The following is a 21,250-nucleotide window of genomic DNA, read 5'->3' as shown; positions in this document are numbered from 1 at the left end:
GGTCCTCCTAGAAATCCTGGCCGGGTTGGGTGGCAAGAGTGACGAAAAGCCGATCCGCCAGTTCGTCGACCGACAGGACACCGGCGCCGAGATAGGTCAGGCAGCCCTTCGGATTGCGGCATGGCCTCAGCGAAAAGACCTTGCCGTCAGTGACCTTGAATTTGACGGGTTTCAGCACGCCGCGATCCGAGGCGGTCGGCTTCTGAAAAATCATGTACGCCGGCGTGACACCGGAGGTCAGTCCCCACGCTTTCAGCTGTCCCTTGTCGACCTGAGCATCGGGAAAGTGCGTGTTGGCTCCGCCATCGGCCGAAATGGCGCGTACCGATACACCGTACCGTGCGGCAAACTCCTTCACGATCGGAGACGCGACGCGGCAAGGCCCGCAGTCTCCCCGGTAGATGTAGAAGATGCCGATCTGCTCATAGGCTGCGCGAAAGAACAGGTCGCGGTCTGTGTTGCGCGCCTGAAGCCACTCTGACTTGCCCGCCGCATTGATCGGCCGCTTCAGCGTGTAATCCATATCCGGATTTTCCCAGATCATCCGCCGCCATGTGTCCGCGAAGGTCCCCCCCTTCTCGAGAACCAGTTGCTGATAGGCGTAATAGCGCTGAATGTTTTCGGCCGAGGGATTCCAGACCGCAATGAGCCGCGCCTCCTCCATATCCTTCTTGAACTGTTCAGCTGCTACCAGGTCCGGATGGCGCTCCGATCCCGTGGGTGCGCCCGCCTTTGGCTTCTGCTTCGGCCTGGGTGCCGGAACAGGCGCTTCACAATAGAACCATTGCCCCAAGCGCCGCTCGCAATAATCGGTCTGTGCGGCCGCGGAGCCTACCTCCGGCGGAGTGTCCTGCGCGCGCGCCGGCATTGCGCCAAGGGCGGTCGACGCGATCAGACAAAGGGTGGCTAAAAGCTTTTTGCGGGTCATGTGTCACTTCTTCGGTGAGCCGGAGCCGTTCAGGGTTTCGATGGAGGCGGTGATGGCAGCGACGGTCGAGGCAGAGTCGGTTTCGGCAAGCTGTCCCAGCTTCTCGTTATAGAAATCGGAGAAATCGACGTTGGTCAGATCGAGCTTCTGGAAGTCCTCGACGCTGAAACCGGCGCAGTTGGGCGATTTGGCGCTGCCCCACCTGATGCCAAGCTGCGCGTGGCCGGCCTCCTGGATAATGCGCGCCAGACTGTTGCCATAGCAGCAATAGGTCATGCTTTTCTGGAGGCAACCGAACAAGCTCTTGTTGCTGCAGTAGGTTCCAACGTAATGGCAAGCCTTCTTTTTCTGGCTCTCCATCAACTTCAGCTCGTTGCTGTCACATTCGGCCAGGCCAATGTCCGTTCCCCAGCCACTGTCCTTGCAGCAATTGGCGAAACCGAGAACGGCCTTTCCGCACCGTAGGTCCTCACCCTTGAAGATCGACATTTCGGATTCGTAGCTGTTCGAGGCGCTTTTCACGGCGTTCAAAGCGGAAACCGCTGCGGCGATATCCTGGTCGGGATCGTCCTTTGCCTCGATGGTCGTCGTGCCCATGACCCAGGACGCATCGCAGACCGATGCGTCGACCGGGGTGGTCACCGCCTTCTTGCATTCGTAGGTGTATTCCCAGCTCTGGCACGATCCGTCGTCGGTTGCCGTCTCGTCGATGCAGGTCTGAGATCTGAAGCTGCAGCTCTCATCCGGTTCGCAATTGCTTCCCGTGCCTGATATGGCCTGGCAATAATAGGCGAAGCTCGTCGACAAGCAGTGATCGGGAGCAAAGCCGAAATAGGCCATGATTTCCGGGACCATCGCGGCTGTTTGCGTGCAGTTTGAGGACGAGAGCGTGCAGGTGGGATTGGCGAGCAGCTCCGCGCACCCGCTGTCAGCCGTTCCAAGGTCCTGGAATGATCCGGCATCGCATAGGTAGCTGCGCTCTTCCCGTTCACAGAAGCCGGCGCCAAAGCTGGAGGTGCAGGTGGAACTCTGCAGCGAACACGCAGCTACATCGCTGCAAGTCTCTTCATAGAGACCGACATAGGTCACTTTGGTGCGGCCGGTGATCGTCCGGTTGCAGATGGTCGACCAGTCGGGACCCGATCCATATGTTGGCAGGCACGCGCCCGACGATCGGAGATAGGCGCACCCGTTGTCCGGATCGGTAAGATTGTGGTGGGTGATCGCCCGCTGGCAGCGATAGATATATTTGTAGGCCTCGGGTACTGAGCCGTAGTGCGCCGTGTACGCGCTCGTCACGCATCCTTTTGTGACTGGATCATTTTTCCTGAAGCTGCGCGTTTGAGAGCAGCTGTAGTCGCCCTCACCTATGATATTGCCACTTTCGCAGGTGTAAAGCGTCGTCTCGGACGTAGTCGTGGTCTGCAGATGGCAGGCGTTCGATCCGCCGCCGACAGCATCTCCAGCGGTCCCATTGGGATCATTGGCGACGCCGAGGGCATTTTTGACCCACTCGGCGTTTTCGTCGATCTTGTTCGCCGTCAGAAAAGTCTGGTTCGTGGCAATGACGCCGGTGAGCGTATTGGATGATGACGCGGTATATCCCTTGGCATTGAGATCCGCTGGTGCGTCGCCCGCGTGCGCCTGCAGGTCGGGCGCATCGCCCTTGTAGCCAGGCAATGTCTCAGCGAGGTTGGAGGTGTTGATTGCCGCATTCGATGCGTTAAGCGCGCCTGCAAAGTCCTCCCGGCTTGGCGATTGTGCGCTCGCATATGCCAGTGGGAGAAGCAGGCTGACCAGAGCGGTCGACAGCAGGGCGCGCTTCATAGCGGATCCTCCAGCCGATCGAGCGCCTTGCGCGCCGCGGCCGGTGCGGCGTCACCCTTCTCGGCAATGAGCCTCAGGGCCGTTGCCAGACTGATGTTGCCCTTGACGCTATCGAACGGCACATTCGGACGCGTACACTCCAGACCACCATCTTCGCAGCTTTGGACAGGTCGCTCGGCCGCGATGAATGTGGGCACGCGCTCGACGTGGTACTGCTGGAAAACCCTGGGGTCGATGAGGATACCGGCGGCTTCCTCCTGCCTGAAGGTGCGCATGAGCACCAGCTGGGTCTTTTTGAAACTCCCGTCCAGGAAACCCCGTATGACGAGCACGGCGCCAGACTTCTGCGCATCCGCCGATAACTGTCGAAGCGCACTGCTCGGCATGGAGAGCGAAATGGCGACATAAACCACGCCGCCGTCGACGATAATGCCGTCATCAAAAAGACCGACATCGTATTCCGTGCCAAGATAGGTCAGGCCCTTGCGCAGGCGGTCCCGATTACCGTTGGCAAGAGTCGCGGCCTCGGCCGTATATCGCCGAGACTTCTCCACGGTACTTTCCTCCATTCCAAGAAGGTCGGCCTTCATCGCGTCCGAGCGCGCCTGAGCGTCTGACACCAGTTCGTCCAGGTTGAAGATACCTTGTTGTGCCGGCGTCACGTTCGCCACCGCCAGGGCACACAGGGCGCAAAGCAATCCGGATTTCAGTTTAGAGCGCACAGCAATTCCTCTTTCTCCAGACGAGATAGCCGATGTCTTCTCCCTTCACCGGAATGACCTTGAACTGCTCGTAGGGCACGGTTGACTTACCGATCGCATTGCAGCTCAGCACGTTCTTATGGGCGACGGGCGTGACCAGCTGGAACCTGTACTGAAGCTTGTCCATGGAGGGCTGCGGGATCGGCTGACACAGAGAAAGCGATCCGCGCGTCCCCCACGACAGAAGCTCGCGATGCAGCTTCGCCTGGAATTTCTCGGCGACGTGCAGAGAGCCGGTAAGCGGGCCGTAGTCCCCAGCCACCTGCCCGGTCATCGGGTAAAGGCTGCCCTGACAGCCGGCGCACCAGAACAACTGCTGGATAGGACGGCCAGTCGTCGTGGCTGCGACACAGTCGGCGCTGCAGGCGAGCTGCGCAATCGGGTTTGCGAACAGGAAGACCTCTGGATTGATAATCGCGCTCAGTTCGTCGGAATTCCACAGCGGATCGAACTCGGTCATGTAGACAATGTCGAAGCCAGAGGCCTCCATGCACACGAAGTCGGTGAGGATCTGCAGCCAGGACAATAGCGGGTAGACATAGTAGTGGGCGTGGTAGGCGGTTCGCGCGGCGCCGCTCTCCTGCCGGTATTCGCTCTTGCCGGCGTAACCGAAGCCGGGACTGATGCTGAGGCCGCCGAGATTGGGAAAACAGAAGGGCTTTTGCGTGACGTCCATGAGCCGCGACGGCTCCCAGTAGCCGATCGTCAGCCCAATACGCGGGACAGGCGTGCCACAGGCGCAGATCGGGCTCGAGGGATTGGGAGCATCCACGCGCACGCCCTTGCCCCGCCAGATGGGCACCGAGCCGATGGTCAGCGGGAAGATACAGTCCCAGCACGGGGCCGTGATAGGGTTGACGAAGCGGCCCGTGCAGTGGCGAAGCGCATCCGCTGGCGAGGCCAGCGCTGCCGGTGCCGCGAGCAGGGAAAGGATCAGAGAAAGAAAGGCTGCCAGTCTCATGGCATGACCTCCCTGACCCTGAGCAGGGTTCCCTCTTTTTGCACCAGTGCTGGGACCTGGGTGATACCGAACTTGCTGGTTAGGGTGCCCATCTGGTCAAAATAGAAGACCTGCTTGTGTGCGCGCATCGTGGCCATGGGCGATCCATTGACCAGGATCAGGACTGTCCGGTCATGACCTAACTTGCGCGCCTGCGCGACTGCGAAGTCGACTTGGCGCGGGTCGCGGCCGTCGAGAAACACCATAACCTTGTTGAAGCTTGGCAATCGTTCCAGAGGATTCATCCGTTCACCCTTCCGGGCAAACACGCGTCCCTTGTCGTCGGCATAGTCCTGGGGCACGATGATCGACGGATCGTACAGCCAGGTTCGCGCTTTCGAAGTCGTGACGATGCCGGCAACCGGTGTCGGGTTTTCGACGCGCTTCCGAGTGGCTTCAGCGAATTGCTTGTTGAGGGCGCCGATGCTTCCGTCTGCCTCGGCCTTCTTCAGCTTGCCCATTATCATCTTGAGCAGATCGGTCTCCGCTATGGGGAAGGTCTCCCCGTAGGTACCGAGATCGCCCGCGTTCGAGGTACACATGGGTCCGCCGGCAATGAGGAGGCATGCCAGAACGATAATTGGTCGTCCGCCCATCACAGCACCGGATAGGCTTTCCCGACGAGCATCTTCCTGTCGATCAGACCAATGATCGCGTAGCGGCTGTCGAATGAGTCCTTGTGCGGCGTGACGACAAAATATCTGCCTGCCGGAATAGTGCCAGGGGCAGACATCTGAACCGGCGTGCCCTGCTGATCGTGCGTCTTGGCCGTGCCCGCGAACTGACCATTGATATAGAAATCCCGCCCGCGGATGGTCACATGATCGCCAGGGACACCAACCACCTGCTTGGCGAAACGAAACGATGGCGGATAGTAGGGGTTCGCGGGCGGGACAAATGCGAAGTAGTCGCCACGCCTTGGCTCCGTGTGATTCTTGTCGACCCAAAACGCCCAGTTCGGCAGGCTGTCCGTTTCGTTGAGAAAGAACTGGTAGTCGTCGGCGATCGCTGTGCCGACCTGTGACAATGCGAGTGCAGCCGCGATCGCCCAGATGATTTGCGCGGTCTTTGAAATACGGGGCAAGACATTACTGAGCGACGACATTGGCGACCCCTTGAATCGCAGGCGATTTCGTGGCCGCCAACTGCGCGCTCAGTGAACTGGCGAATTGCTGGGTCAAATCGACGTCCTCACCCTTCAGGACACACTCCCGGGCCAGGAGGATGACGTCGCCATCGGAAGTCAGGCGGTCGATTTCCTTCTGGCCCTCGGCCATGAAGAGCTGCGTTCGGATTTGAAGAGCCTCGGGCGTGATGTTGGGGTCGTTGGCCAGCGTCTGAGCGTAGTTCCTGGCGAGGCTCGTCAAGCCGACCGTGGCAATGACAGGGCGCTTATCCGATACCACCCTGAACCAGAGCGCGCCGGTGACCAGGAGATTGATGGCCAGCAATCCCATCAAGACATGCCGTCCCTCGATGCGAGGCAGATTCGCGGGCACCGGAATGCGTATCGATTTCGCCGGACTGGGACTTGGTGCGGTGATGGGTGTCGCGTCAGCTGGCTTTTCCATCTGCGTGCCTCCTCGGGCGCCTGGCCAGCCAGATCACGGCGAACAGGCTCAGATAGGTGAGAGAAATGACAAGGTTCACGGGCGTTCGCGCTTCAGCGGACGCGGCGGAGTAGTGCTTCAGGAAGTTCGCCCATTCGTGCACCCAGGCCTCGAAACGGAACGCGAGAGCAACAAGGGTAAGCCCGACAAAGGCCGTAAACGCGATGGCCGCGGTCTCGCATTGTCGGAACAGCCACGACCACGAGGGCAGCCATGCCGGCTTGGTGAAGCGCGTCGCGGCGAGACTACTCAGCAGCCGCGACATAGCTGTCTCCTGTTTCATTGAAAAGGCGATGTGCGAAAATGCGGCGTTCCCGGCTCGTCATCGCGCCATAGCGCGCAATGAAGGGTTTCAACTCGCCGTCCCCCATCAATAGCTCGGCCTGGGCGATCTGTTCGCGCGACCAGGTGACTGGCGTCGCTTGTCGGAAGGCGACAGCGCGAACGGCCTCCTTTGCCGATTGTCCGGCAGCCATAAGGCGCTCCACGGCATCCAGCACCTCGGGCTTTGTGGAATACAAGGTCAGCGAATAGGGATCGAGGACCAGCCGCCCGATGAATTTCGTTCCGGCGCCGCGGACATAGGCTTCGGAATATTCGCCCTGGGAGGTGAACAGGGAACGGATCAACTCGAGCTCTGCCTCCGAGGCGCGCAAAATACCTTCACTGGCAAACGCATCCACGGACTCCGGCTTCAGCTTGAGGATGATGTTCCATTCGGAATTTTGGATGCAGGCGCGGCCGCCGGCGGTCCGCTGATAATCCTCAAGGGACTGGGTGCCCGTGATAAGTGCGCCCCCTTCCTTTCTGCAACGACGCGCAAAGCCTTCGATGAAGGGACCCGCGGCACCGTCGCCCAGCAGTTGCCAGGCCTCGTCGATGAAGAGCGCTTTCTTTCGGGCGCGTCCACCAAGCTTCATGCGCTGCCGGATGACCATCAACAGCGAAAGGATGACGACCGCGCGCAGGTCCTTCTTGCTTTCGAGTGGTGACAGCTCGAAGACGGTGAACGGGTTGTCGATCTCCAGGTTGGCCCGGCCATTGTAGAGCTTGCCGTAGGAGCCACGCAGCCGGTACGGCGCCATGGCTATGGCCATTCCCCGACCCGGCTCGCCAAAATGCGTCTCCAGGTACACGGCGACATCCTCGATATCGCCCTCCACGCCCTTCGTGTCGAAGACCTCTATGACCGCACGTTCGATCATGCCGAGTTCTTCCTTCAGGTAGCTGTCTTCGCCTTTCGCCATCTGGAGGACCGTATATTTGATGGCATTGACGGAGTCGGTCTTGTACTCCTCGTCCATTCCGGCCTCGTCATAGTCGACGAGCGAGAACGGATTGATGTTCAAATTGCTGGCCAAGCTGAACTCGATGAACTGACCCCCCTGGATCTTGCAGGTGTTGCGGAAGGAGTATCCGTCATCGAGGACCATGACATCGGCTCCGCTGCCCCTCAGCCCAGCGGCCATCTCCTGCAACAGCACGGACTTGCCTGAGCCGGAGGCGCCTATAACTGAAGCATTGTGATTGCCTCCGCCCATGCCCTCGTCTTCGTTCGCGAAGGGCGAGAAGAAGAACGGCTGGCCACGCCGGCCGAGGAACAGCATGTCAGGTCGCTGCAAGCCACGAAACTCTCCCTGGAAAGGCGCCAGCATTGCCATGCAGCTCGTCGGCATCCGCCGCAGCCGCTTGTGTGTCTTGAAGTCGTCTCCCAGCCCGTCACCCATCGTCAGCGGCAGAGCGGCCAGCAGCGTTTGAAGATGCAAAACGTCGGATCGGCCGAGTTCGAAACCGGCTCCACCCCATACGGCCCGCAACTGCCGTTCAGCGCGGTCAGCCTCGGGCACGGAGGTGGTCGAAATAGCAAACATACCCATGTGACAAAGCTTTGCCCCCATGGACACGGCCTGGTTCGCCGCTGCCCAGTCGTCGGCCGCACGCTGAATCGCCGGGAAGAACTTTGCGGTCGGCGACGAAGCCTGCTGGCTGGTGCGCATCGTCTTCATCTCGACCGTAGTCTTGCTGTCATCAAGCGACATCGGTGCGAAATAGAGCACCGTCAGGGTAGAGCCGACTGTCTGAAGCTGGTTGTTGAAGAAGTCGCCGATCAGCCGTGACACAATGGCCTGCGAACTGTTTTCGGGATAGCGAACGGGTGAAAAGGCCCGAAGTTCCCACTGTTCGCGTCTGGCGTCGCTCGATATTAGTGCGTGATCGTAGGCGTCGCCCGGGCATGCCGTTGTCGCGACGAGCCGATCCCGATATTGCGTGATCGTCGTGTCCTGCCGGACGATCTGCTCGTTCAGCCACCTCTCCCTGTCGTAGACCAGGCGGTCGTAGTCCATTGACGAGGTCGGGTTCAGAATAGCCGAGCAGAACGACAGCAGTTGGTCCGGCGTTAGCGTATAGGCCGCGCCCCCCATGGAGGCGAGCGTGCCTCGGATGACTTCCCGCAATTCGGACAGCTGGTCGCCGGCCCTTCCCGCAACATCGCCCTTTAGCTCCACCGCCAGGATCACGCGATAATCGCGCATCGAGAACGGCGCCGATTTTGAAAAGGAATTCCACACGCCGTCGATCAGGTGTTTGCGGCGATGGCGGGCCAGTTCGTCAAAGATCTCGCCTCCGGCCGACCGGCTCCGGGCCCACGCGTCGGTGACATAGCCACACCGCGGCGACGCGAAGTTGATGATCTGGACATGCGCACCGCCAGGCAGGCCGTCGTTGAAGACCTGGGCGAGCAAACTGTGCTGGGCTTCCGTGGCGCCGAGCAGAGGCGTCAGTTCCAGCACCAGGCCCACAGTCGTCTCCTGGACGTAGAGCTGCCGGACGTCGTCAAATGATCGATAGGGCAGATAGGCCGACAGCGCAGGCGGAAACTCGCGGCTAATGCCGGTGTCGACCGAGGGCATGTCGCCAAAGATCTTCTCTGCGATCAGTCTCTGTGCCGCCGAAAATACCTCCCGGCGGACGGCTTCGAGGTTAAGCTTCATGGCGTGTCCCCCGATTTACCGGTCGAGGTATCGCCGGCCTTCTCGGATGCCGAGCTCGAGGGCTGCGCAACGGGTGGGCTCAACCACCATTGCGCCTTGCGGACAACCGCGAAGATCTCGCTTCTGCCATGGTAATCGCCCTGGGCATCGACAAAAGGCGCGATCACAACCCGCATGACCTGGTCACTATCACGCCGAGGGTCCAAATCACGCGTTGCCGTGCCCGGAGCATTTGGCTCCCACCAGCGAGCGGGCTTGGCATCGAAGATCACGCCACCTGCATTGTGAGGCTTGTCGGTTTCCTTGGCGTCAGTCTCCGCAATGGAACTGCAGTGGTCGCCTTCCGGCATGCAAGTCCAATGTGTCGATGTATTTCTGGTTGCGCAGGCACCGACCAGAAGCGGAAGCATCAGGATCGCGAGGGGCCTAAACATTCTTGCCCTCCAGGAAGCGGACGAGCTCGGCAATGGGCAGGAAGCCTGCATTGACCGTCCCGTCGGCGCGAATGATGGCCGGCGTGCCGTTGATGCCGTTTTTCTGGGCAAAGCTGGTATTCTGCGCCACGACGGCGTCGAACCGAGAGCAGTCGCCCTTGGTCTTGATCGTGCCGCCCGCGTAGGCAGCCTCCGAGGCGGCAACCCTGTCGTCCGAGCACATCACCAGACGCGCGCGTTCCGCAGACTGGGCGCCGAGAATGGCGATTGGATACTCGGTTATCTCGATATTCGACCTGCCGGCGAGCTGGGCGAACAGCTGGTGACAGTAGCCGCAGGCGTAGTCGCCGAAGACGGTCATCTTCAACGGCGCACCGGGGTTGTGGACGACGGCATTTTCCTTGGGCAAGGTGACCGAGACCTTTTCAATCCGTGCACCCGGCGCCGCCTCGCGGACGACCTGCCCGCCCGTAAGTTTGGCGGTCGCGGAATCGACCGCGGCCAGTTCCTTCAACCGCTGATCTGTCAGATCCTTACGGGCTTCCAGGTCGAGAACGGCGCCGACGACCACGTACCTTGCGTCCTTTGTGGCGTAGAGAAGGTTCTTGCCCATCACGACCTCGCACAAGCCGATCGCGGTCTTGCACGATACGGAGCTGACAGTCGTTTTCGGGAACTGGGCGGCGATCTTCTTCTTGATCGTGGCTTCTGGCGAGAACGGCTGCATGGCTATGGCGAGCGCCAGGATGGCGACTGTGGCCACACCAAATGCCGCTGGCACAACAATATTGGTATTGGATTTTCCAAGCATGGATCACCTAGTTCTTCAGGGTTTCTTTGAAGCGGAAGCCGGTCAGGAAGACGATCTCGACATCGATGCCCGTGGGCATTTCGATGACCGGCTGGTATTGCTCCGCGCGTTTGATGTAGTAGTCGGCCAGCATCCCGGAGGCGCCGCTGATGCCCGAACCCACAGACGCCTGTCCTATTTCACTAGAGGTGAGCGGACGTGTGTTGATGATTGTGCTGGAACCCTCATCCCCGGAATAACCGGACAAGGTGTTCTGGACGTTACGTTCCATCGCCTTGCCAAGCCCCTGGAACGTGCCGGCGACAAACGCCTTGCTGGCGTAATCGCCTTCGCGCCGGACGACCGTTCCGCGCACGCCTGTCTTGCCCTTGAAGGTGACATATCCTTCGACCGGGGAGGTCAGAAACCGGCCGTTCTTGGCCTCGCACGTAATGCGCTGAAGCTTGATGTAGACCTTCTCCGAGCTCAGTTCCGCGTAGGCGGCGCCATTGACGGTGCATCCACGTAGATCGGAAGACTGGAACTTGCCGTTGGCACCAACACCCACGGCTGGACTTTTGATGCGCAGGAGGACAGGTTTTGGATCCGAGTTGCCGCTGACGCCTGTCTGCATGTCGACGCCCACGAGAACCTTCGCAGTGGCGTAGGAGTTCGGCGGCACGAATTCGTTAGGGTCGAAAACCTCCATGCGATCGGAAACGGCACCTGGCCGCTGCTGGCCTGGTTGCGACTCTGCGGTCGCGGGTGCCGCGCTGGTTTGCCCAAACGAGACCGTTCTGAAGGCGCGTTTTGGGCCTGAACGGCCGTTTGACTGATCACCTCCCAGGGTCGACGGTGCCGAATTCAAGTTCGGGGAGAACCCGGCACCGTCTGGCGTTCCCGTAGTCAGCGGGCGGCTAGGGTGCGCGCTGCCGTCACCGGAACGATCTGTATTCTGTTGGATCATGCGGTACGCGTCTTCACGGTCCTGAAGGTTTCGAGCGTTCAGGCTTTCTTTCTCGGCCTGCAGGGCTGCGTTCTCGCTTTCCAGCTGGCGCAGCCGCGCGTCGAGGTCGGCACGCTCTGTCTTGAGCTGCGCGTTCTCGGCTGTCGGCGAAATGGGAACCCCACTGGCAACAGAGGCAGTGCCCTGGATACGCACGGCGTCTTCCTTGGACAACTTTTTCTGCTGCGTGGCCTGCGGCGGAAAGACCGTACTGTAGACCGCAAAGCCGCCAAGCACCGCGGCTATGCCGATGATTGACGCCCATAGGAGCGTCGAGTTTTTCTTGGCTTCGGCATTGGGGGAGACGATCCGCTCATTGCTTGCCTCTTCGGCCTGGGGCGTCGAGATGCCATCCATCACTTCGCCTCCTCCACAATGTAAACACGAGCGTCCTCGCCAGGCGAAAGCAGCTCGTCAGTGATTCCGACAGCGAGGACCTGACGCACGAGAAATCCGTCGGCGCTCAGCGATTGCGGAACCGTCGACGTGTTGCGAAAGTGAAGTACGGTGCCGCTGATGCCCTCGGCATCACACCGCTCGATTGTCCAAACCTTGAAGTTGGTGGTCTGGGTCGCGGCCTGCCGGCCCTGCCGGCACACAACGCCTTCCGGTCGCTCGGCGTTGAACAGGAGTTTCACGAACGCCGCCATCGTTTCAGGATAGCCGTTACGTTTAAGCTGGATGGCGCCTGGGGTCGAAGCCGACAACGTCCCTTCGAGCTTGAGTTCAAACGTCTTCGCCGCGTCGTCGATCGGATGCAGGATCAATTGAACAGTCCGGCCGCTTTCGGTTGTCAGAAAGGCGGAAAACGTTTGGCCGGAAGTTTCGCCGTCGAAACCGATATAGACATCCCCCGTGCTTTCATCGCGTTCCAGAAGGAGTTCAACGCCGTCCGAACCTTGCAGGGTCCTGACTGAAGCAATTCGCTCACCGAGGACATGCACGCGTGACATCTGAGACGACGAAACTTGCAGCGTCGCCTGGTCGGACCTGACATTGACCGGTTCAGCGAAGGCAGCGTGGGAGAGCGCCAGTAAGCAAAGGCACCCGAGAAATAGGGGTTTACGCATGACCCTAACCTTCCGAATTGAGTTGAATGGGTTTGACCTTTTCACCGCGGGACTCATCGGCCGCGATTTCAGTGATGCTTCGCAGGCGGACCAGCTGCCCGTTCTTCGAAAAGGTCAGTGCGTAGATCTTGTTCTGGGCATCGACATACTGACCGCCCTGCTCGATGCGAACGACCCCGCGGATCTCAACGTAGAGGGTCTTCGGATCGACATAGAAGTCGTTCGGGAACCAGGCCTGGGACCGGTTTTCGCGCATCGCTTCCTGACGATCCTTGACCAGGATCTTGAGCATCTCCTGGTAGGCCGTTGGCTCCATGATCTTCTGGGCTTCGCGCTGGAAATAGAGGAGCGTCTCCGGCGAGCGATTGAGGAAAAGGAAGGATGCGTCGCGAGCGAATCGCTCGAGGTACAAAGGATCGGCCGCGCCATAAGCGTCGATCGACACCTCCGCCGGGATTGTCGGTACGATCAGGGTGCGCGACTGGCCGACCAGAACCATGGCCAGGCACGCATTTGTTCCGATACTGACCGCTGCGACGACCGTCATCACGGAAAGCCGGGACGCGAAGAGCTTGCGCTCCTGCTGTGTCTTGCTGAAGTCCATCTCAGCCCACCATCAGCCGGTGCTGAGCGGGCGGCGTCTTTTTCAGGCCTACCACCTCGTAAGGAAGGAGCCAGAACATCAGCCACAGGAGCTTGGTCAGTGAGCCCCCTTTCTTGAGCCGGCGCAACGCCCAGAAACAGGCGAAGCCAACAACAAGGCCAACTACAAAATTGGCGACTACAGTGAGGAGGCCGAGCGGAACGACGACGACAATCAACTCGTCGGGCGTGAAAATGAAATAGCGTTCAGGCTCGTCCAGATATTGCGGAATCCGCGTGTCCATTGATTTGTCCCTAGCAAGGTCTGAGACATCAGGGCCCCGATCGCCGCGATGGTCAGATAGCGAGTGTCCAGGCCCGGCGTGCGCTTAGGCAGATGGAGGCCGGATAGGATGGCCGGAGAAGTGCGCCCTCCCCGGCCGGCGTTGGAATGTGATGGCGTCGCGGAACGACTAGAAGATCGCGGACGTCAGGGCGGACACGATGCCCGGGCCGGTCGAGGCCGTCAGGCCAATGCCGGCGGCGCCGGCAATCAGACGCCAGTCGAACTTCATGATCAGACCGACAAGGGCCGCGGCGATGCCGGCAACCGCCGACATCTTGCCCAGTGAGCCGGTCGACCAGTTGGTCAGGACCGTGGTCGTGGCGTTGAAAGTGGTGTCAGTACCAGCTTGGGCGGCGACAACGGCGATGCCGGCCATGGCAACCAGGCCAAGGACGGCTGTCAGGTCGCTTTTGATCATCAGGTTCTTCTTCATCGGAGTTCCTTGGCGAATTGAGACAAAATCAATTGTTTGCCTGTAAGGCCGCCAAGAAATTCACTACCTGTTTACTAATGTCAAAAATGCAAAGTAGTATAAAGTGTATCAAATGATAGGAATGCTCGATCGTTTCGAATATTTTTTGCATCGATTAAAAAAGACGCTTCACTATGTCTATTTTTCGTTTCTACAATCAGAGCGCTTATTGAATTTTGTGAAACAATATTATTTTTCTTTCGGCTGATCGAGTATTTCTTTCATCGAATCGATCATTCCGGTCATTTTTCGCTAGTAGGGTCTGAATCCCAGCCAAAAAGCCGGATAAATCGCCGCTTGACTTGCCGGAAGGCTGCAAGGGCGGTAGCAGTAGCGGCCAGGACCCAACTGCCGCACGATTCTATGACCGCTACCAAGGACGATACCGACACGCCGGAAAGCGTAAGCGCAACTGCCCCCGTGAAGCGGAAGAGGTGGTCGCGCCGGGACGCAGTTGGGCCGCTCGCGAACGGTCAGCGCGTCGTCCTGAACCTTATTGGGGATGAGGAGTTTCGAAACGTCGTAGATGAAGGACTTGCGGAGTATATCGGCCGGTACCGCACCTCTGCCTCTACCAAGAGCATCCTGCCTGAAGCGCTGCAGTACATATCCAGCTTTTCCGGTGACGAAGTGTGGCATCGCGTCCACGACAAATATACCTACGATCAGCAAAAGAAGCTGGGGATCAACCTAAGCCCGGAGCTCAATGCGAAGCTCGAAGAGACGGTGGATCGTTTGAAGGACTCCAGCCGTGACACGACGGTTCGCGAACGCTGGAGCAAGCGCACAGTTGGGGTTGCCGCAATCTATCTCTACTGCCTTTATCTGATTGTCCATAACGGCAACAAGTACGTCATGCCGCACGATCAGGTTGTCGAGTACATTGGCGAGAATCGCAAAGCTTAAGATGCGGTAGCAATTACATGGCGTCCTTTCCAAGGACGCGCTTGATTTGAATCTACTTAAACATGGCGTTCGCCGTCTCGCACGTACTCCTGAAAGACTCTGAGGGCCGCTCCGCTACTTTATTTTATTTGCACAGGCCGGTTCATGCGCCGCCTTGCGGCTTCCAGTTTGCAATACCAAATCAAGCGGCGCTTGATTTGGTATTAAAGGTGTGCCAAATCTGCATGATCATACGGGGATGATCATGATGACATATGCTGTCGAGGGCGCTTTAGACGCCCAGGAATTGCAAGTCCGTTTGTCTAAGGTGTTGAAAAGTTTCATCCGAATGCGTTCAGTTGCGGATCCGAACGCAATGCGGAGCGGTACGATCTGTACAGAACTGTGTATGTCGCCGCCGACCCTGAAGAAGCTCCTCAGTGGCGATGCAGGCAAGGTGGAACACCTATTCGCCCTGACGCAGTACCTCTCCGTCTCCAACAGGGACATTTTTGAAATTGCCGAGTCCTATTCGTCGAAGGAGGATTTGGCGTATCAGGTTTCACTTCTCGTCCAGCGGCGTTTCATGACACACAACCAGGTGGCGCATGCCGTTCAGCAAACTGCCTGAGCTGCTTATGCTTTCAACGGTTGCTATGGCTCAGCCAAGCGGATCCGAAGGGTGCGGTTCCCATTGCCCGCCGCGCGACCCTATCGTCTATCAGCCGGACGCCTACGCAGCGTTCTTGAATGAAATGAGTATCGAGCCTTCGGTCCGCGTAACGATTGCCGAGGGGCGCCTGACATACCTGACGGTCTACACGGACACCGCTTCGACGCCGGCGACGGCAGCCCCGCCTTCTGTCCGCCGAACTGTTGTTTCCAGGCGCTCTGTGGCATTCAGGGATCGGCAGAGGGAAAACCAGGATCTCGTATACCGCACAGCTGTCTCGTTTGCCGTCGATCCTGCTTATTTCGTCGCACTTGCCGGCCGGGAAAGTCGGTTTGACCACCTCGCCAAGGCCCCGACCTCGTCGGCGACGGGACTTTTCCAATTCACCGAGAATACGTGGTTGTGCGTGCTAAGACAGTATGGCCGAAGGCACGGCGTTGCAGAATCCCTGCTGATCAAACGCGGCTGGGATGGGCGCTGCCGGGTCTCGAGTAAGCATTCGCGCTGGCGCTTGTTGGCCCTACGCTATGACCCGCAGCTGAATGCCACCATGGCGGCGCTGCATACCCACGATAATAGCGCCTTGCTGAGGGCCATCCTCGGTCGAGAGCCGACATCGGGGGAGCTCTACGCCTTCCACTTTTTTGGCGCCCGCGAGGGCGAGACCTTTTTACGTGCCCAGGCTGATGCCATTGGCGCCCGCGTAACGCCCAGAGCCGCGAGCAGCAATCGGTCACTCTTCTATTCGAAATCCGGCCGGCCGCTTCTGGTATTCGAGATCGAGCGCGGGCTGGCTAGCTCCTTTTCGCCCCTATGATCCCCTGCCAGAATAAAAAGCGATGCCCAAGTCCCGTCAAACCAAATCAAGCGCTGATTGACTGAGGCCGGAATCGCCACATAATCCGGCGCTCTGACCGGATGCAGCCCAGCATTTTTTGGGATTCCGCAGAATCAGAGAATAGTATCGTACATCTCAACTCCCCTCAAAACAGAAGCAAATTCGGAGGGTTGTTGGGCCAAGCTTATTGTCAAAAGTTTTTGACTTCTATCCGTCAACCGGAGGTGCCGACAAAGAGAAACCGCCACAGCAGAGCCGTGGCGGGGGAACTAGCCTAAAGTTTAAATATCACACCCTAAAATAGCTCCCCCCTCACCGTCCTGTCAATTGAAAAGCGCTCAAAATGAGCGACGGCGGAGCTTTGCCTGAATCCTCCATTCAACGAGGACACCATGAACGGCAAAACCGGGCATCGATCAGTCACGCCTAATAGTCTGAAGGGCGAGCTTCTTGCAAAGGGCTTCAAAGGTCTACCCGAGGGGATGACCTATAACCAGGCGCTCAAATTGGTGCGCAGATATATCAACGGCTGCAATGAACTGAGCCTGCGTGCCAAGTTCCTAATGCAGGCCTTCCTGCAGCTTCAGGCGAAGGCCATCGTCGAGGTTGATGGGCAATTCGACCTGGTCAACGACATGACCCAGTTCACCGTGTTCGCGAAAAACACGACCCTCCAGGACATGCTCGACATGAGCCGGCGGACTGTCCAGAAAGCCCTTGCCGAGCTGCGCGAAAAGCTGTTCGTCTGGTGCAACGACAGTCCGAGCCGGAATAGGTCGCGAGGACACGGCATTTGTCTGCTTCCCACTTTTGCGAGACTGGCCGAACTCAACGCGGCCGCTGCCGATCGCCAGGGCCGCATAGAGACGGTGCGGTTCATGCAGAGCCAATTCACATCTACGCGGATCGAGCTGGAAGGCATGAAGCGTCTATCGTTGTTCACCCACCATCCGCTTATCGACGACCTGATCAAGGTGTGCGACGTCATGCGCCGTTCCACGAACACCGAAAAAGGCCTGGAACGGCTGCTATTCCTCAAGCAATCGGTCGATGAACTGAAGGCGCTTGTCGTCCTCGACATCGAAATGGGTAAACAGGAGTCACCCCAGGGCGATCAATCGGACACCCCTATTACGTACAAACTGAATAAGATTCATAAAGATGTAGAGGCTTGGCAGGAAGTGGAGTCGGGGTCAGCCTGTGTGCCGGACCCGGAAGCGGGCGTAAATTCCAATAGTGAGGGCGTTACAGTCCTTGGACCAGAGGCCGAGAAGATCGTTCCCGTAGTCGAGGCCGCGTTCAGAGCTAGATCCTTGATCACCTATGAAGACCAGGGCCTGCCGCCGAAAAGACGGCTGAGGCTATACGGCAATTCCGCAGCCGGACTGATCAAGTTGCATAGGTCTGCGGTGTCCGAACTAAAAGTTCGCTACGGGGAGGTCGGGGCGTCCTACATCCTCATCCAGGCCGCATTCGACCCAGAAGTTAGAAATCGTGCCGGATGGGCCAGGTCCTTCCTGCGAGCCAACCTGCAGGGCACTGTCGTCGACACCAGAGGCTCGTTCCACCGGTGGAAAACATCTGTGGAATCCGACGCTTTACTGCAGTGATTTGAGATGCCGGCGGCGATGAAGAGATCAGGGATCTATGGTGAACCTAGCAGCCTCGACCGCCAGTTCGCTTCGTTCGGCTTCGGTCTGCCGGTGACGCTGGAAAGTGTGCTGCGCGGCCTGGTCGCGGTGTTCGTGTTGAAGAGGCTGAAACTGCGCAGATAGACAGTCTGCTACGCCGCTTGTAGGTGCAGTTGCAAGTCCAAGACAAGAAAATGCCCGCCTCCTGACGGACGCGGGCACCCTCATTTCAAGCCGGCTTAGTTATGACCGGCATGGCCTTCATGACCGTCCTTTTTGTCGGCGGCCTTGTCCTTGTCGCAGCAGCAGCACTTTTCCATGGCTTCGCAACAGGACTTGACGGCGTCCTTGACCGTTTCGGGCGCGGCGGCATAGGCGCCTCCGGCGGCGAACAGGGCAAGGGCCGAGACGATGATGATATGTTTCATTGGTATAACTCCATAAGATGATTGAATGTGTTCGATCTTGTGGAGCGTCAGCGTGGCGGAGGCGCCTGCGGGGAATAGGACAGGCTGGCAAAGTCGTCCTGGTGCAGGTCGAAGCGGAGCGGAATGGCGCGCACGGCATGTTCAAAGCGGAAATCAGCCTGGGCGATCATCGGACATTGCTGGCCACACGCCTTGGCCGTTGCAGGCGCCTTTTGCGGGCAGCACGGCATGTCCGCCATAGCCGCAGAAACCTGCGTCCCGTGATGCGCAGCAGACCCGGCCATGGCAGGCGCGGCCATGCACAGCAGCAGGGCCAAAAGACCCGCGATCATCGAAACGGCTTTGATCAGACGCGCGTGCATGCAGCAATGATATCGCGCGCCGTCACTGTTCGCAATCGATCAAACCCGATACGACATACAGACAGCACTCGCCGGGCACAGGCTGGCAAATTCGGCCGAAGCAGCTATGGCGGGCGGCGCGTCGGCGCGGTCGCGCACCGTCCAGCCCAGACGCGCAAAGAAGGCAGCCGCCGTATTGGTCAGCAGCCACAGCTCTGCCACACCGGCCTCGGCGACGATCTGCGCGACCAAAGCCGCTCCGTGCCCCCTGCCCTTGTGGTCCGGCAGGATGACAAGGGACCGCAGCAACGCAGCATCACCATGACGCTCTATGCCGCCATAGCCCACCGCCTTGCCGTCCACGACGTCGCACCACATCCGCTGATGATCCGCGCCAAGGTCGCTGACCGGCAGGCCTTCGTCGGCAAGGGCGGCGCGCAACCCGGCATCGAGAGGATCGACAGATATCAGCATTTGCACGTCGCCGGCGTCAGGCAGGCGACCGGCCTCGGAGCCACCTCCTTGCGCTCCGAATAGCGATCGACCAGATAGTCCGCGCTGTCGCGGGTCATGAGGGTGAACTTGACCAGCTCCTCCATAACGTCGGTGATGCGGTCATAATAGCTGGACGGCTTCATGCGGTCGTTTTCGTCGAACTCGTCATAGGCCTTGGCGACCGAAGACTGGTTGGGGATGGTGATCAGCCGCATCCACCGCCCCAGTATCCGCAACTGATTGACCGCGTTGAACGACTGCGAGCCGCCAGACACCTGCATGACGGCCAGGGTCTTGCCCTGGGTGGGCCGGATCGCGCCCAAGGCCAGAGGAATCCAGTCGATCTGCGCCTTCATGATGCCGGTCATGGCGCCGTGGCGTTCTGGCGAACACCACACCATGCCTTCGCACCACTGCACCAGATCGCGCAGTTCCTGCACCTTGGGGTGCGATGGCTCCGCGTCATCGGGCAGGGGCAGGCCGGACGGATCGAAGATGCGCGTCTCGGCGCCAAAGGCTTCCAGCAGGCGCGCCGCCTCCTGCGTCACCAGGCGACTGAACGAGCGCTTGCGCACCGAGCCGTAGAGCAGCAGGATTTTCGGGGCGTGGGTCGAACGGACGTGCGGAAACAGGGCCTCGGGGTCAATGGCGTGGAAACGCCCTGCTTCGATATTGGGCAGATCGTCAGCCACGGTTGCCCTCCGCATCGATCATGACGCCGCCATCTTCCTTGAGGAACGGCCCCTTCGGCCAGGTATCGAGCAGGTCCAACACGGCTTCGCTGGGGCGGCAGAGCTTCACGCCCCTGTTCGTCACGACAAACGGCCGGTTGACCAGGACAGGCGTGGCCAGCATGGCGGCAAAGATCGCTTCGTCGCTGACGCCCTCTTCCAGAAGCCCCAGGTCCTTCGCGGGCGATTTCGTCTCGCGCAAAGCCTGACGCGGGCTCAGTCCGGCCGCCGTCAGCAGGGTCAGCAGCAGCTCGCGCGTCCAGCCGACGCTCAGATATTCGACCACGACCGGCTGGTATCCGGCGGCTTCGATGACGGCCAGGACGTTGCGCGACGTGCCGCAGTCCGGATTGTGATAGATGACGGGCGTCATGCGGTTGCCTCCGAGGGTTTCAGGAACCACGCACAGACAATAAGAGCAACCAACGCCCCGGCGATCTGTGCGGCGATAAAGGCCGGCGCATCTACAGGCCGGATACCGGCAAAGGTGTCGGACAGCGACCGCGCCAGCGTCACGGCCGGATTGGCGAACGACGTCGACGCCGTGAACCAGTAGGCCGCCGTGATATAGAGCCCGACCGCCACCGGCACGAGATCAGCCTTGGCGCGATGGGTGGCGAAGATGGTCAGGATCAGCCCGCAAGTCGCCACGCCTTCCGACAGCCACTGCGCCGGGCCGCTGCGCACCTTGAGCGAGGTTTGCAGGATGGCTTCGCCGAACATGGCGTGGGCCAGCCACACCCCGGCGACCGCGCCCGCGACCTGGACAGCCATATAGGCAGCCGCCTCACTCACGGGCAGCTGTCGCCGGGCCGCGATCAGCAGCGTCACGGCCGGATTGAAATGCGCGCCCGATATGGGCGCCAGCATGGTGATCAGCACGACCAGCATGGCGCCGGTCGCCAGCGTATTCCCCAGCAGCGCCACAGCGACATTCCCGCCAGCCAGGCTTTCGGCCATGATACCAGAGCCGACGACGGTCGCCAGCAGCAGGAGCGTGCCGGCAAATTCGGCAAACAAACGACGATCCAGGCTATACATCAGCAGCACCGCATCTGGTCGAGCACGGGCTGGCACAGGTCCTTGCGGCCGCCGCAGCAGTCCTTCATCAGAAAGAGGAGGATGCCCTGGATCGCATCATAACTGGCGGCGTAGCGGATGATCCGGCCTTCGCGCGTGCTGGTGATCAGCCCGGCCTGGGTCAGGATCTTGAGATTGACCGACATGGTGTTCTGTTTGATCCCCAGCCGTTCGCCGATCTCTCCGGCGGGCAGGCCCTCAGGTCCGGCCTGAATCAGCAGGCGTAGGGCATCGAGGCGGGTTTCCTGGCTGAGGGCGTCAAAAGCACTGAGTGCAAAGGTCTTATCCATACATCATGATTAAATGATGTAGTTGCCTCAGTCAACTTC

At 59.6% G+C, this 21,250-nt stretch carries 28 protein-coding genes; 5 read left to right on the top strand and 23 right to left on the bottom strand.

Going from position 1 to position 21,250, the window contains the following annotated elements:
- Positions 1-7: 7 nt before the first annotated feature.
- From J2X24_RS15670 to J2X24_RS15595, 16 genes are all read right to left on the bottom strand, one after another.
- Positions 8-928 (bottom strand): conjugal transfer protein TraF, encoded by a 921-nt coding sequence (locus J2X24_RS15670; protein ID WP_209723716.1) that lies wholly within the window; start codon positions 926-928, stop codon positions 8-10.
- A gap of 3 nt (positions 929-931) precedes the next feature.
- On the bottom strand, positions 932-2,755 hold the full coding sequence (gene traN / locus J2X24_RS15665) for a conjugal transfer protein TraN (RefSeq protein ID WP_209723713.1): 1,824 nt from the start codon (positions 2,753-2,755) through the stop codon (positions 932-934).
- The gene (trbC, locus tag J2X24_RS15660; protein WP_310004161.1) at positions 2,752-3,477 is read right to left on the bottom strand and encodes a type-F conjugative transfer system pilin assembly protein TrbC; all 726 of its coding nucleotides are present in this window, start codon (positions 3,475-3,477) and stop codon (positions 2,752-2,754) included. The genes traN and trbC overlap by 4 nt, the downstream gene beginning before the upstream one ends.
- Positions 3,467-4,477, bottom strand: coding sequence for a conjugal transfer pilus assembly protein TraU (gene traU, locus J2X24_RS15655; RefSeq protein ID WP_209723710.1), 1,011 nt, complete (start codon positions 4,475-4,477; stop codon positions 3,467-3,469). The genes trbC and traU overlap by 11 nt, the downstream gene beginning before the upstream one ends.
- Positions 4,474-5,058 carry a type-F conjugative transfer system protein TraW gene (gene traW, locus J2X24_RS15650; protein WP_209723707.1) on the bottom strand — a complete coding sequence of 195 codons (585 nt, stop codon included), beginning with the start codon at positions 5,056-5,058 and terminating at the stop codon, positions 4,474-4,476. The genes traU and traW overlap by 4 nt, the downstream gene beginning before the upstream one ends.
- 53 nt (positions 5,059-5,111) lie before the next feature.
- Complete coding sequence (gene lepB / locus J2X24_RS15645; RefSeq protein WP_209723704.1) at positions 5,112-5,621, bottom strand: signal peptidase I; 510 nt, start codon at positions 5,619-5,621, stop codon at positions 5,112-5,114.
- Positions 5,605-6,087, bottom strand: a complete 483-nt coding sequence (locus tag J2X24_RS15640; protein ID WP_209723701.1) for a TrbI F-type domain-containing protein — start codon at positions 6,085-6,087, stop codon at positions 5,605-5,607. Before J2X24_RS15640 ends, lepB begins: the two co-directional genes overlap by 17 nt.
- Positions 6,071-6,391, bottom strand: a complete 321-nt coding sequence (locus tag J2X24_RS15635) for a purine-cytosine permease-like transporter (RefSeq protein WP_209723698.1) — start codon at positions 6,389-6,391, stop codon at positions 6,071-6,073. The genes J2X24_RS15640 and J2X24_RS15635 overlap by 17 nt, the downstream gene beginning before the upstream one ends.
- Entirely contained in the window at positions 6,372-9,119 is a 2,748-nt protein-coding gene (gene traC / locus J2X24_RS15630; protein ID WP_209723695.1) for a type IV secretion system protein TraC, read from the bottom strand. Before traC ends, J2X24_RS15635 begins: the two co-directional genes overlap by 20 nt.
- Positions 9,116-9,469, bottom strand: coding sequence for a TraV family lipoprotein (locus tag J2X24_RS15625; protein WP_245344735.1), 354 nt, complete (start codon positions 9,467-9,469; stop codon positions 9,116-9,118). Before J2X24_RS15625 ends, traC begins: the two co-directional genes overlap by 4 nt.
- A 76-nt stretch (positions 9,470-9,545) precedes the next feature.
- The gene (locus tag J2X24_RS15620) at positions 9,546-10,364 is read right to left on the bottom strand and encodes a DsbC family protein (RefSeq protein WP_209723689.1); all 819 of its coding nucleotides are present in this window, start codon (positions 10,362-10,364) and stop codon (positions 9,546-9,548) included.
- A 7-nt stretch (positions 10,365-10,371) separates the two neighbouring features.
- Positions 10,372-11,706: a TrbI/VirB10 family protein gene (locus J2X24_RS15615; protein WP_209723686.1), complete on the bottom strand. Its 1,335-nt coding sequence runs from the start codon at positions 11,704-11,706 to the stop codon at positions 10,372-10,374.
- The gene (locus J2X24_RS15610; RefSeq protein WP_209723683.1) at positions 11,706-12,419 is read right to left on the bottom strand and encodes a type-F conjugative transfer system secretin TraK; all 714 of its coding nucleotides are present in this window, start codon (positions 12,417-12,419) and stop codon (positions 11,706-11,708) included. Before J2X24_RS15610 ends, J2X24_RS15615 begins: the two co-directional genes overlap by 1 nt.
- Before the next feature lie 4 nt (positions 12,420-12,423).
- On the bottom strand, positions 12,424-13,023 hold the full coding sequence (locus tag J2X24_RS15605; protein ID WP_209723681.1) for a type IV conjugative transfer system protein TraE: 600 nt from the start codon (positions 13,021-13,023) through the stop codon (positions 12,424-12,426).
- Position 13,024: 1 nt separating this feature from the next.
- The gene (gene traL / locus J2X24_RS15600) at positions 13,025-13,306 is read right to left on the bottom strand and encodes a type IV conjugative transfer system protein TraL (protein ID WP_209723679.1); all 282 of its coding nucleotides are present in this window, start codon (positions 13,304-13,306) and stop codon (positions 13,025-13,027) included.
- Between the two features lie 168 nt (positions 13,307-13,474).
- Positions 13,475-13,780, bottom strand: a complete 306-nt coding sequence (locus J2X24_RS15595) for a hypothetical protein (protein WP_209723677.1) — start codon at positions 13,778-13,780, stop codon at positions 13,475-13,477.
- A 402-nt stretch (positions 13,781-14,182) separates the two neighbouring features.
- Here J2X24_RS15595 and J2X24_RS15590 point away from each other — a divergent pair, with 402 nt between their 5' ends.
- The 5 genes from J2X24_RS15590 to J2X24_RS15570 all read left to right on the top strand — a co-directional run bounded on the left by J2X24_RS15590 (position 14,183) and on the right by J2X24_RS15570 (position 17,990).
- Positions 14,183-14,725 carry a hypothetical protein gene (locus tag J2X24_RS15590; protein ID WP_209723675.1) on the top strand — a complete coding sequence of 181 codons (543 nt, stop codon included), beginning with the start codon at positions 14,183-14,185 and terminating at the stop codon, positions 14,723-14,725.
- 244 nt (positions 14,726-14,969) lie between these two features.
- On the top strand, positions 14,970-15,335 hold the full coding sequence (locus J2X24_RS15585) for a hypothetical protein (RefSeq protein WP_245344734.1): 366 nt from the start codon (positions 14,970-14,972) through the stop codon (positions 15,333-15,335).
- Positions 15,313-16,194, top strand: a complete 882-nt coding sequence (locus tag J2X24_RS15580) for a lysozyme family protein (RefSeq protein WP_245344733.1) — start codon at positions 15,313-15,315, stop codon at positions 16,192-16,194. Before J2X24_RS15585 ends, J2X24_RS15580 begins: the two co-directional genes overlap by 23 nt.
- Positions 16,195-16,607: 413 nt before the next feature.
- The gene (locus tag J2X24_RS15575) at positions 16,608-17,825 is read left to right on the top strand and encodes a helix-turn-helix domain-containing protein (RefSeq protein ID WP_209723673.1); all 1,218 of its coding nucleotides are present in this window, start codon (positions 16,608-16,610) and stop codon (positions 17,823-17,825) included.
- An 18-nt stretch (positions 17,826-17,843) separates the two neighbouring features.
- A complete protein-coding gene (locus J2X24_RS15570) occupies positions 17,844-17,990 on the top strand; it encodes a hypothetical protein (RefSeq protein ID WP_209723670.1) in 147 nt (48 codons plus the stop codon).
- A 95-nt stretch (positions 17,991-18,085) separates the two neighbouring features.
- Here the strand turns inward: J2X24_RS15570 and J2X24_RS15565 are convergent, their stop codons facing one another.
- Genes J2X24_RS15565 through J2X24_RS15535 form a run of 7 tightly spaced genes read right to left on the bottom strand, consistent with a single transcriptional unit; the run spans position 18,086 to position 21,211 of the window.
- A complete protein-coding gene (locus J2X24_RS15565) occupies positions 18,086-18,274 on the bottom strand; it encodes a hypothetical protein (protein WP_209723668.1) in 189 nt (62 codons plus the stop codon).
- Between the two features lie 47 nt (positions 18,275-18,321).
- Positions 18,322-18,636, bottom strand: a complete 315-nt coding sequence (locus J2X24_RS15560; protein WP_209723665.1) for a hypothetical protein — start codon at positions 18,634-18,636, stop codon at positions 18,322-18,324.
- A 39-nt stretch (positions 18,637-18,675) separates the two neighbouring features.
- A complete protein-coding gene (gene arsN2, locus J2X24_RS15555; RefSeq protein ID WP_209723662.1) occupies positions 18,676-19,089 on the bottom strand; it encodes an arsenic resistance N-acetyltransferase ArsN2 in 414 nt (137 codons plus the stop codon).
- Complete coding sequence (gene arsH / locus J2X24_RS15550; protein WP_209723659.1) at positions 19,083-19,817, bottom strand: arsenical resistance protein ArsH; 735 nt, start codon at positions 19,815-19,817, stop codon at positions 19,083-19,085. Before arsH ends, arsN2 begins: the two co-directional genes overlap by 7 nt.
- Complete coding sequence (locus J2X24_RS15545) at positions 19,795-20,214, bottom strand: arsenate reductase family protein (protein ID WP_209723656.1); 420 nt, start codon at positions 20,212-20,214, stop codon at positions 19,795-19,797. Before J2X24_RS15545 ends, arsH begins: the two co-directional genes overlap by 23 nt.
- On the bottom strand, positions 20,211-20,882 hold the full coding sequence (locus tag J2X24_RS15540; protein ID WP_209723653.1) for an aquaporin: 672 nt from the start codon (positions 20,880-20,882) through the stop codon (positions 20,211-20,213). The genes J2X24_RS15545 and J2X24_RS15540 overlap by 4 nt, the downstream gene beginning before the upstream one ends.
- Positions 20,882-21,211 carry an ArsR/SmtB family transcription factor gene (locus J2X24_RS15535; protein ID WP_209723649.1) on the bottom strand — a complete coding sequence of 110 codons (330 nt, stop codon included), beginning with the start codon at positions 21,209-21,211 and terminating at the stop codon, positions 20,882-20,884. The genes J2X24_RS15540 and J2X24_RS15535 overlap by 1 nt, the downstream gene beginning before the upstream one ends.
- Positions 21,212-21,250: the final 39 nt, after the last annotated feature.

It is taken from the genome of Asticcacaulis solisilvae, from assembly GCF_017875235.1.
Classification (GTDB): Bacteria; Pseudomonadota; Alphaproteobacteria; order Caulobacterales; family Caulobacteraceae; genus Asticcacaulis; species Asticcacaulis solisilvae_A.
The sequence above is the reverse complement of the archived record's forward strand: the minus strand, read 5'-3'. Positions and strand labels throughout refer to the sequence as shown.

Coding starts and splice junctions, on each gene's coding strand:
- J2X24_RS15670 (WP_209723716.1), bottom strand. CDS start 928: ATGACCCGCAAAAAGCTTTTAGCCACCCTTTGTCTGATCGCGTCGACC.
- traN (WP_209723713.1), bottom strand. CDS start 2,755: ATGAAGCGCGCCCTGCTGTCGACCGCTCTGGTCAGCCTGCTTCTCCCA.
- traU (WP_209723710.1), bottom strand. CDS start 4,477: ATGAGACTGGCAGCCTTTCTTTCTCTGATCCTTTCCCTGCTCGCGGCA.
- traW (WP_209723707.1), bottom strand. CDS start 5,058: ATGTGTACCTCGAACGCGGGCGATCTCGGTACCTACGGGGAGACCTTC.
- lepB (WP_209723704.1), bottom strand. CDS start 5,621: ATGTCGTCGCTCAGTAATGTCTTGCCCCGTATTTCAAAGACCGCGCAA.
- J2X24_RS15640 (WP_209723701.1), bottom strand. CDS start 6,087: ATGGAAAAGCCAGCTGACGCGACACCCATCACCGCACCAAGTCCCAGT.
- J2X24_RS15635 (WP_209723698.1), bottom strand. CDS start 6,391: ATGTCGCGGCTGCTGAGTAGTCTCGCCGCGACGCGCTTCACCAAGCCG.
- traC (WP_209723695.1), bottom strand. CDS start 9,119: ATGAAGCTTAACCTCGAAGCCGTCCGCCGGGAGGTATTTTCGGCGGCA.
- J2X24_RS15625 (WP_245344735.1), bottom strand. CDS start 9,469: ATGCCGGAAGGCGACCACTGCAGTTCCATTGCGGAGACTGACGCCAAG.
- J2X24_RS15620 (WP_209723689.1), bottom strand. CDS start 10,364: ATGCTTGGAAAATCCAATACCAATATTGTTGTGCCAGCGGCATTTGGT.
- J2X24_RS15615 (WP_209723686.1), bottom strand. CDS start 11,706: ATGGATGGCATCTCGACGCCCCAGGCCGAAGAGGCAAGCAATGAGCGG.
- J2X24_RS15610 (WP_209723683.1), bottom strand. CDS start 12,419: ATGCGTAAACCCCTATTTCTCGGGTGCCTTTGCTTACTGGCGCTCTCC.
- J2X24_RS15605 (WP_209723681.1), bottom strand. CDS start 13,023: ATGGACTTCAGCAAGACACAGCAGGAGCGCAAGCTCTTCGCGTCCCGG.
- traL (WP_209723679.1), bottom strand. CDS start 13,306: ATGGACACGCGGATTCCGCAATATCTGGACGAGCCTGAACGCTATTTC.
- J2X24_RS15595 (WP_209723677.1), bottom strand. CDS start 13,780: ATGAAGAAGAACCTGATGATCAAAAGCGACCTGACAGCCGTCCTTGGC.
- J2X24_RS15590 (WP_209723675.1), top strand. CDS start 14,183: ATGACCGCTACCAAGGACGATACCGACACGCCGGAAAGCGTAAGCGCA.
- J2X24_RS15585 (WP_245344734.1), top strand. CDS start 14,970: ATGATGACATATGCTGTCGAGGGCGCTTTAGACGCCCAGGAATTGCAA.
- J2X24_RS15580 (WP_245344733.1), top strand. CDS start 15,313: ATGCCGTTCAGCAAACTGCCTGAGCTGCTTATGCTTTCAACGGTTGCT.
- J2X24_RS15575 (WP_209723673.1), top strand. CDS start 16,608: ATGAACGGCAAAACCGGGCATCGATCAGTCACGCCTAATAGTCTGAAG.
- J2X24_RS15570 (WP_209723670.1), top strand. CDS start 17,844: ATGAAGAGATCAGGGATCTATGGTGAACCTAGCAGCCTCGACCGCCAG.
- J2X24_RS15565 (WP_209723668.1), bottom strand. CDS start 18,274: ATGAAACATATCATCATCGTCTCGGCCCTTGCCCTGTTCGCCGCCGGA.
- J2X24_RS15560 (WP_209723665.1), bottom strand. CDS start 18,636: ATGCACGCGCGTCTGATCAAAGCCGTTTCGATGATCGCGGGTCTTTTG.
- arsN2 (WP_209723662.1), bottom strand. CDS start 19,089: ATGCTGATATCTGTCGATCCTCTCGATGCCGGGTTGCGCGCCGCCCTT.
- arsH (WP_209723659.1), bottom strand. CDS start 19,817: ATGCGGAGGGCAACCGTGGCTGACGATCTGCCCAATATCGAAGCAGGG.
- J2X24_RS15545 (WP_209723656.1), bottom strand. CDS start 20,214: ATGACGCCCGTCATCTATCACAATCCGGACTGCGGCACGTCGCGCAAC.
- J2X24_RS15540 (WP_209723653.1), bottom strand. CDS start 20,882: ATGTATAGCCTGGATCGTCGTTTGTTTGCCGAATTTGCCGGCACGCTC.
- J2X24_RS15535 (WP_209723649.1), bottom strand. CDS start 21,211: ATGGATAAGACCTTTGCACTCAGTGCTTTTGACGCCCTCAGCCAGGAA.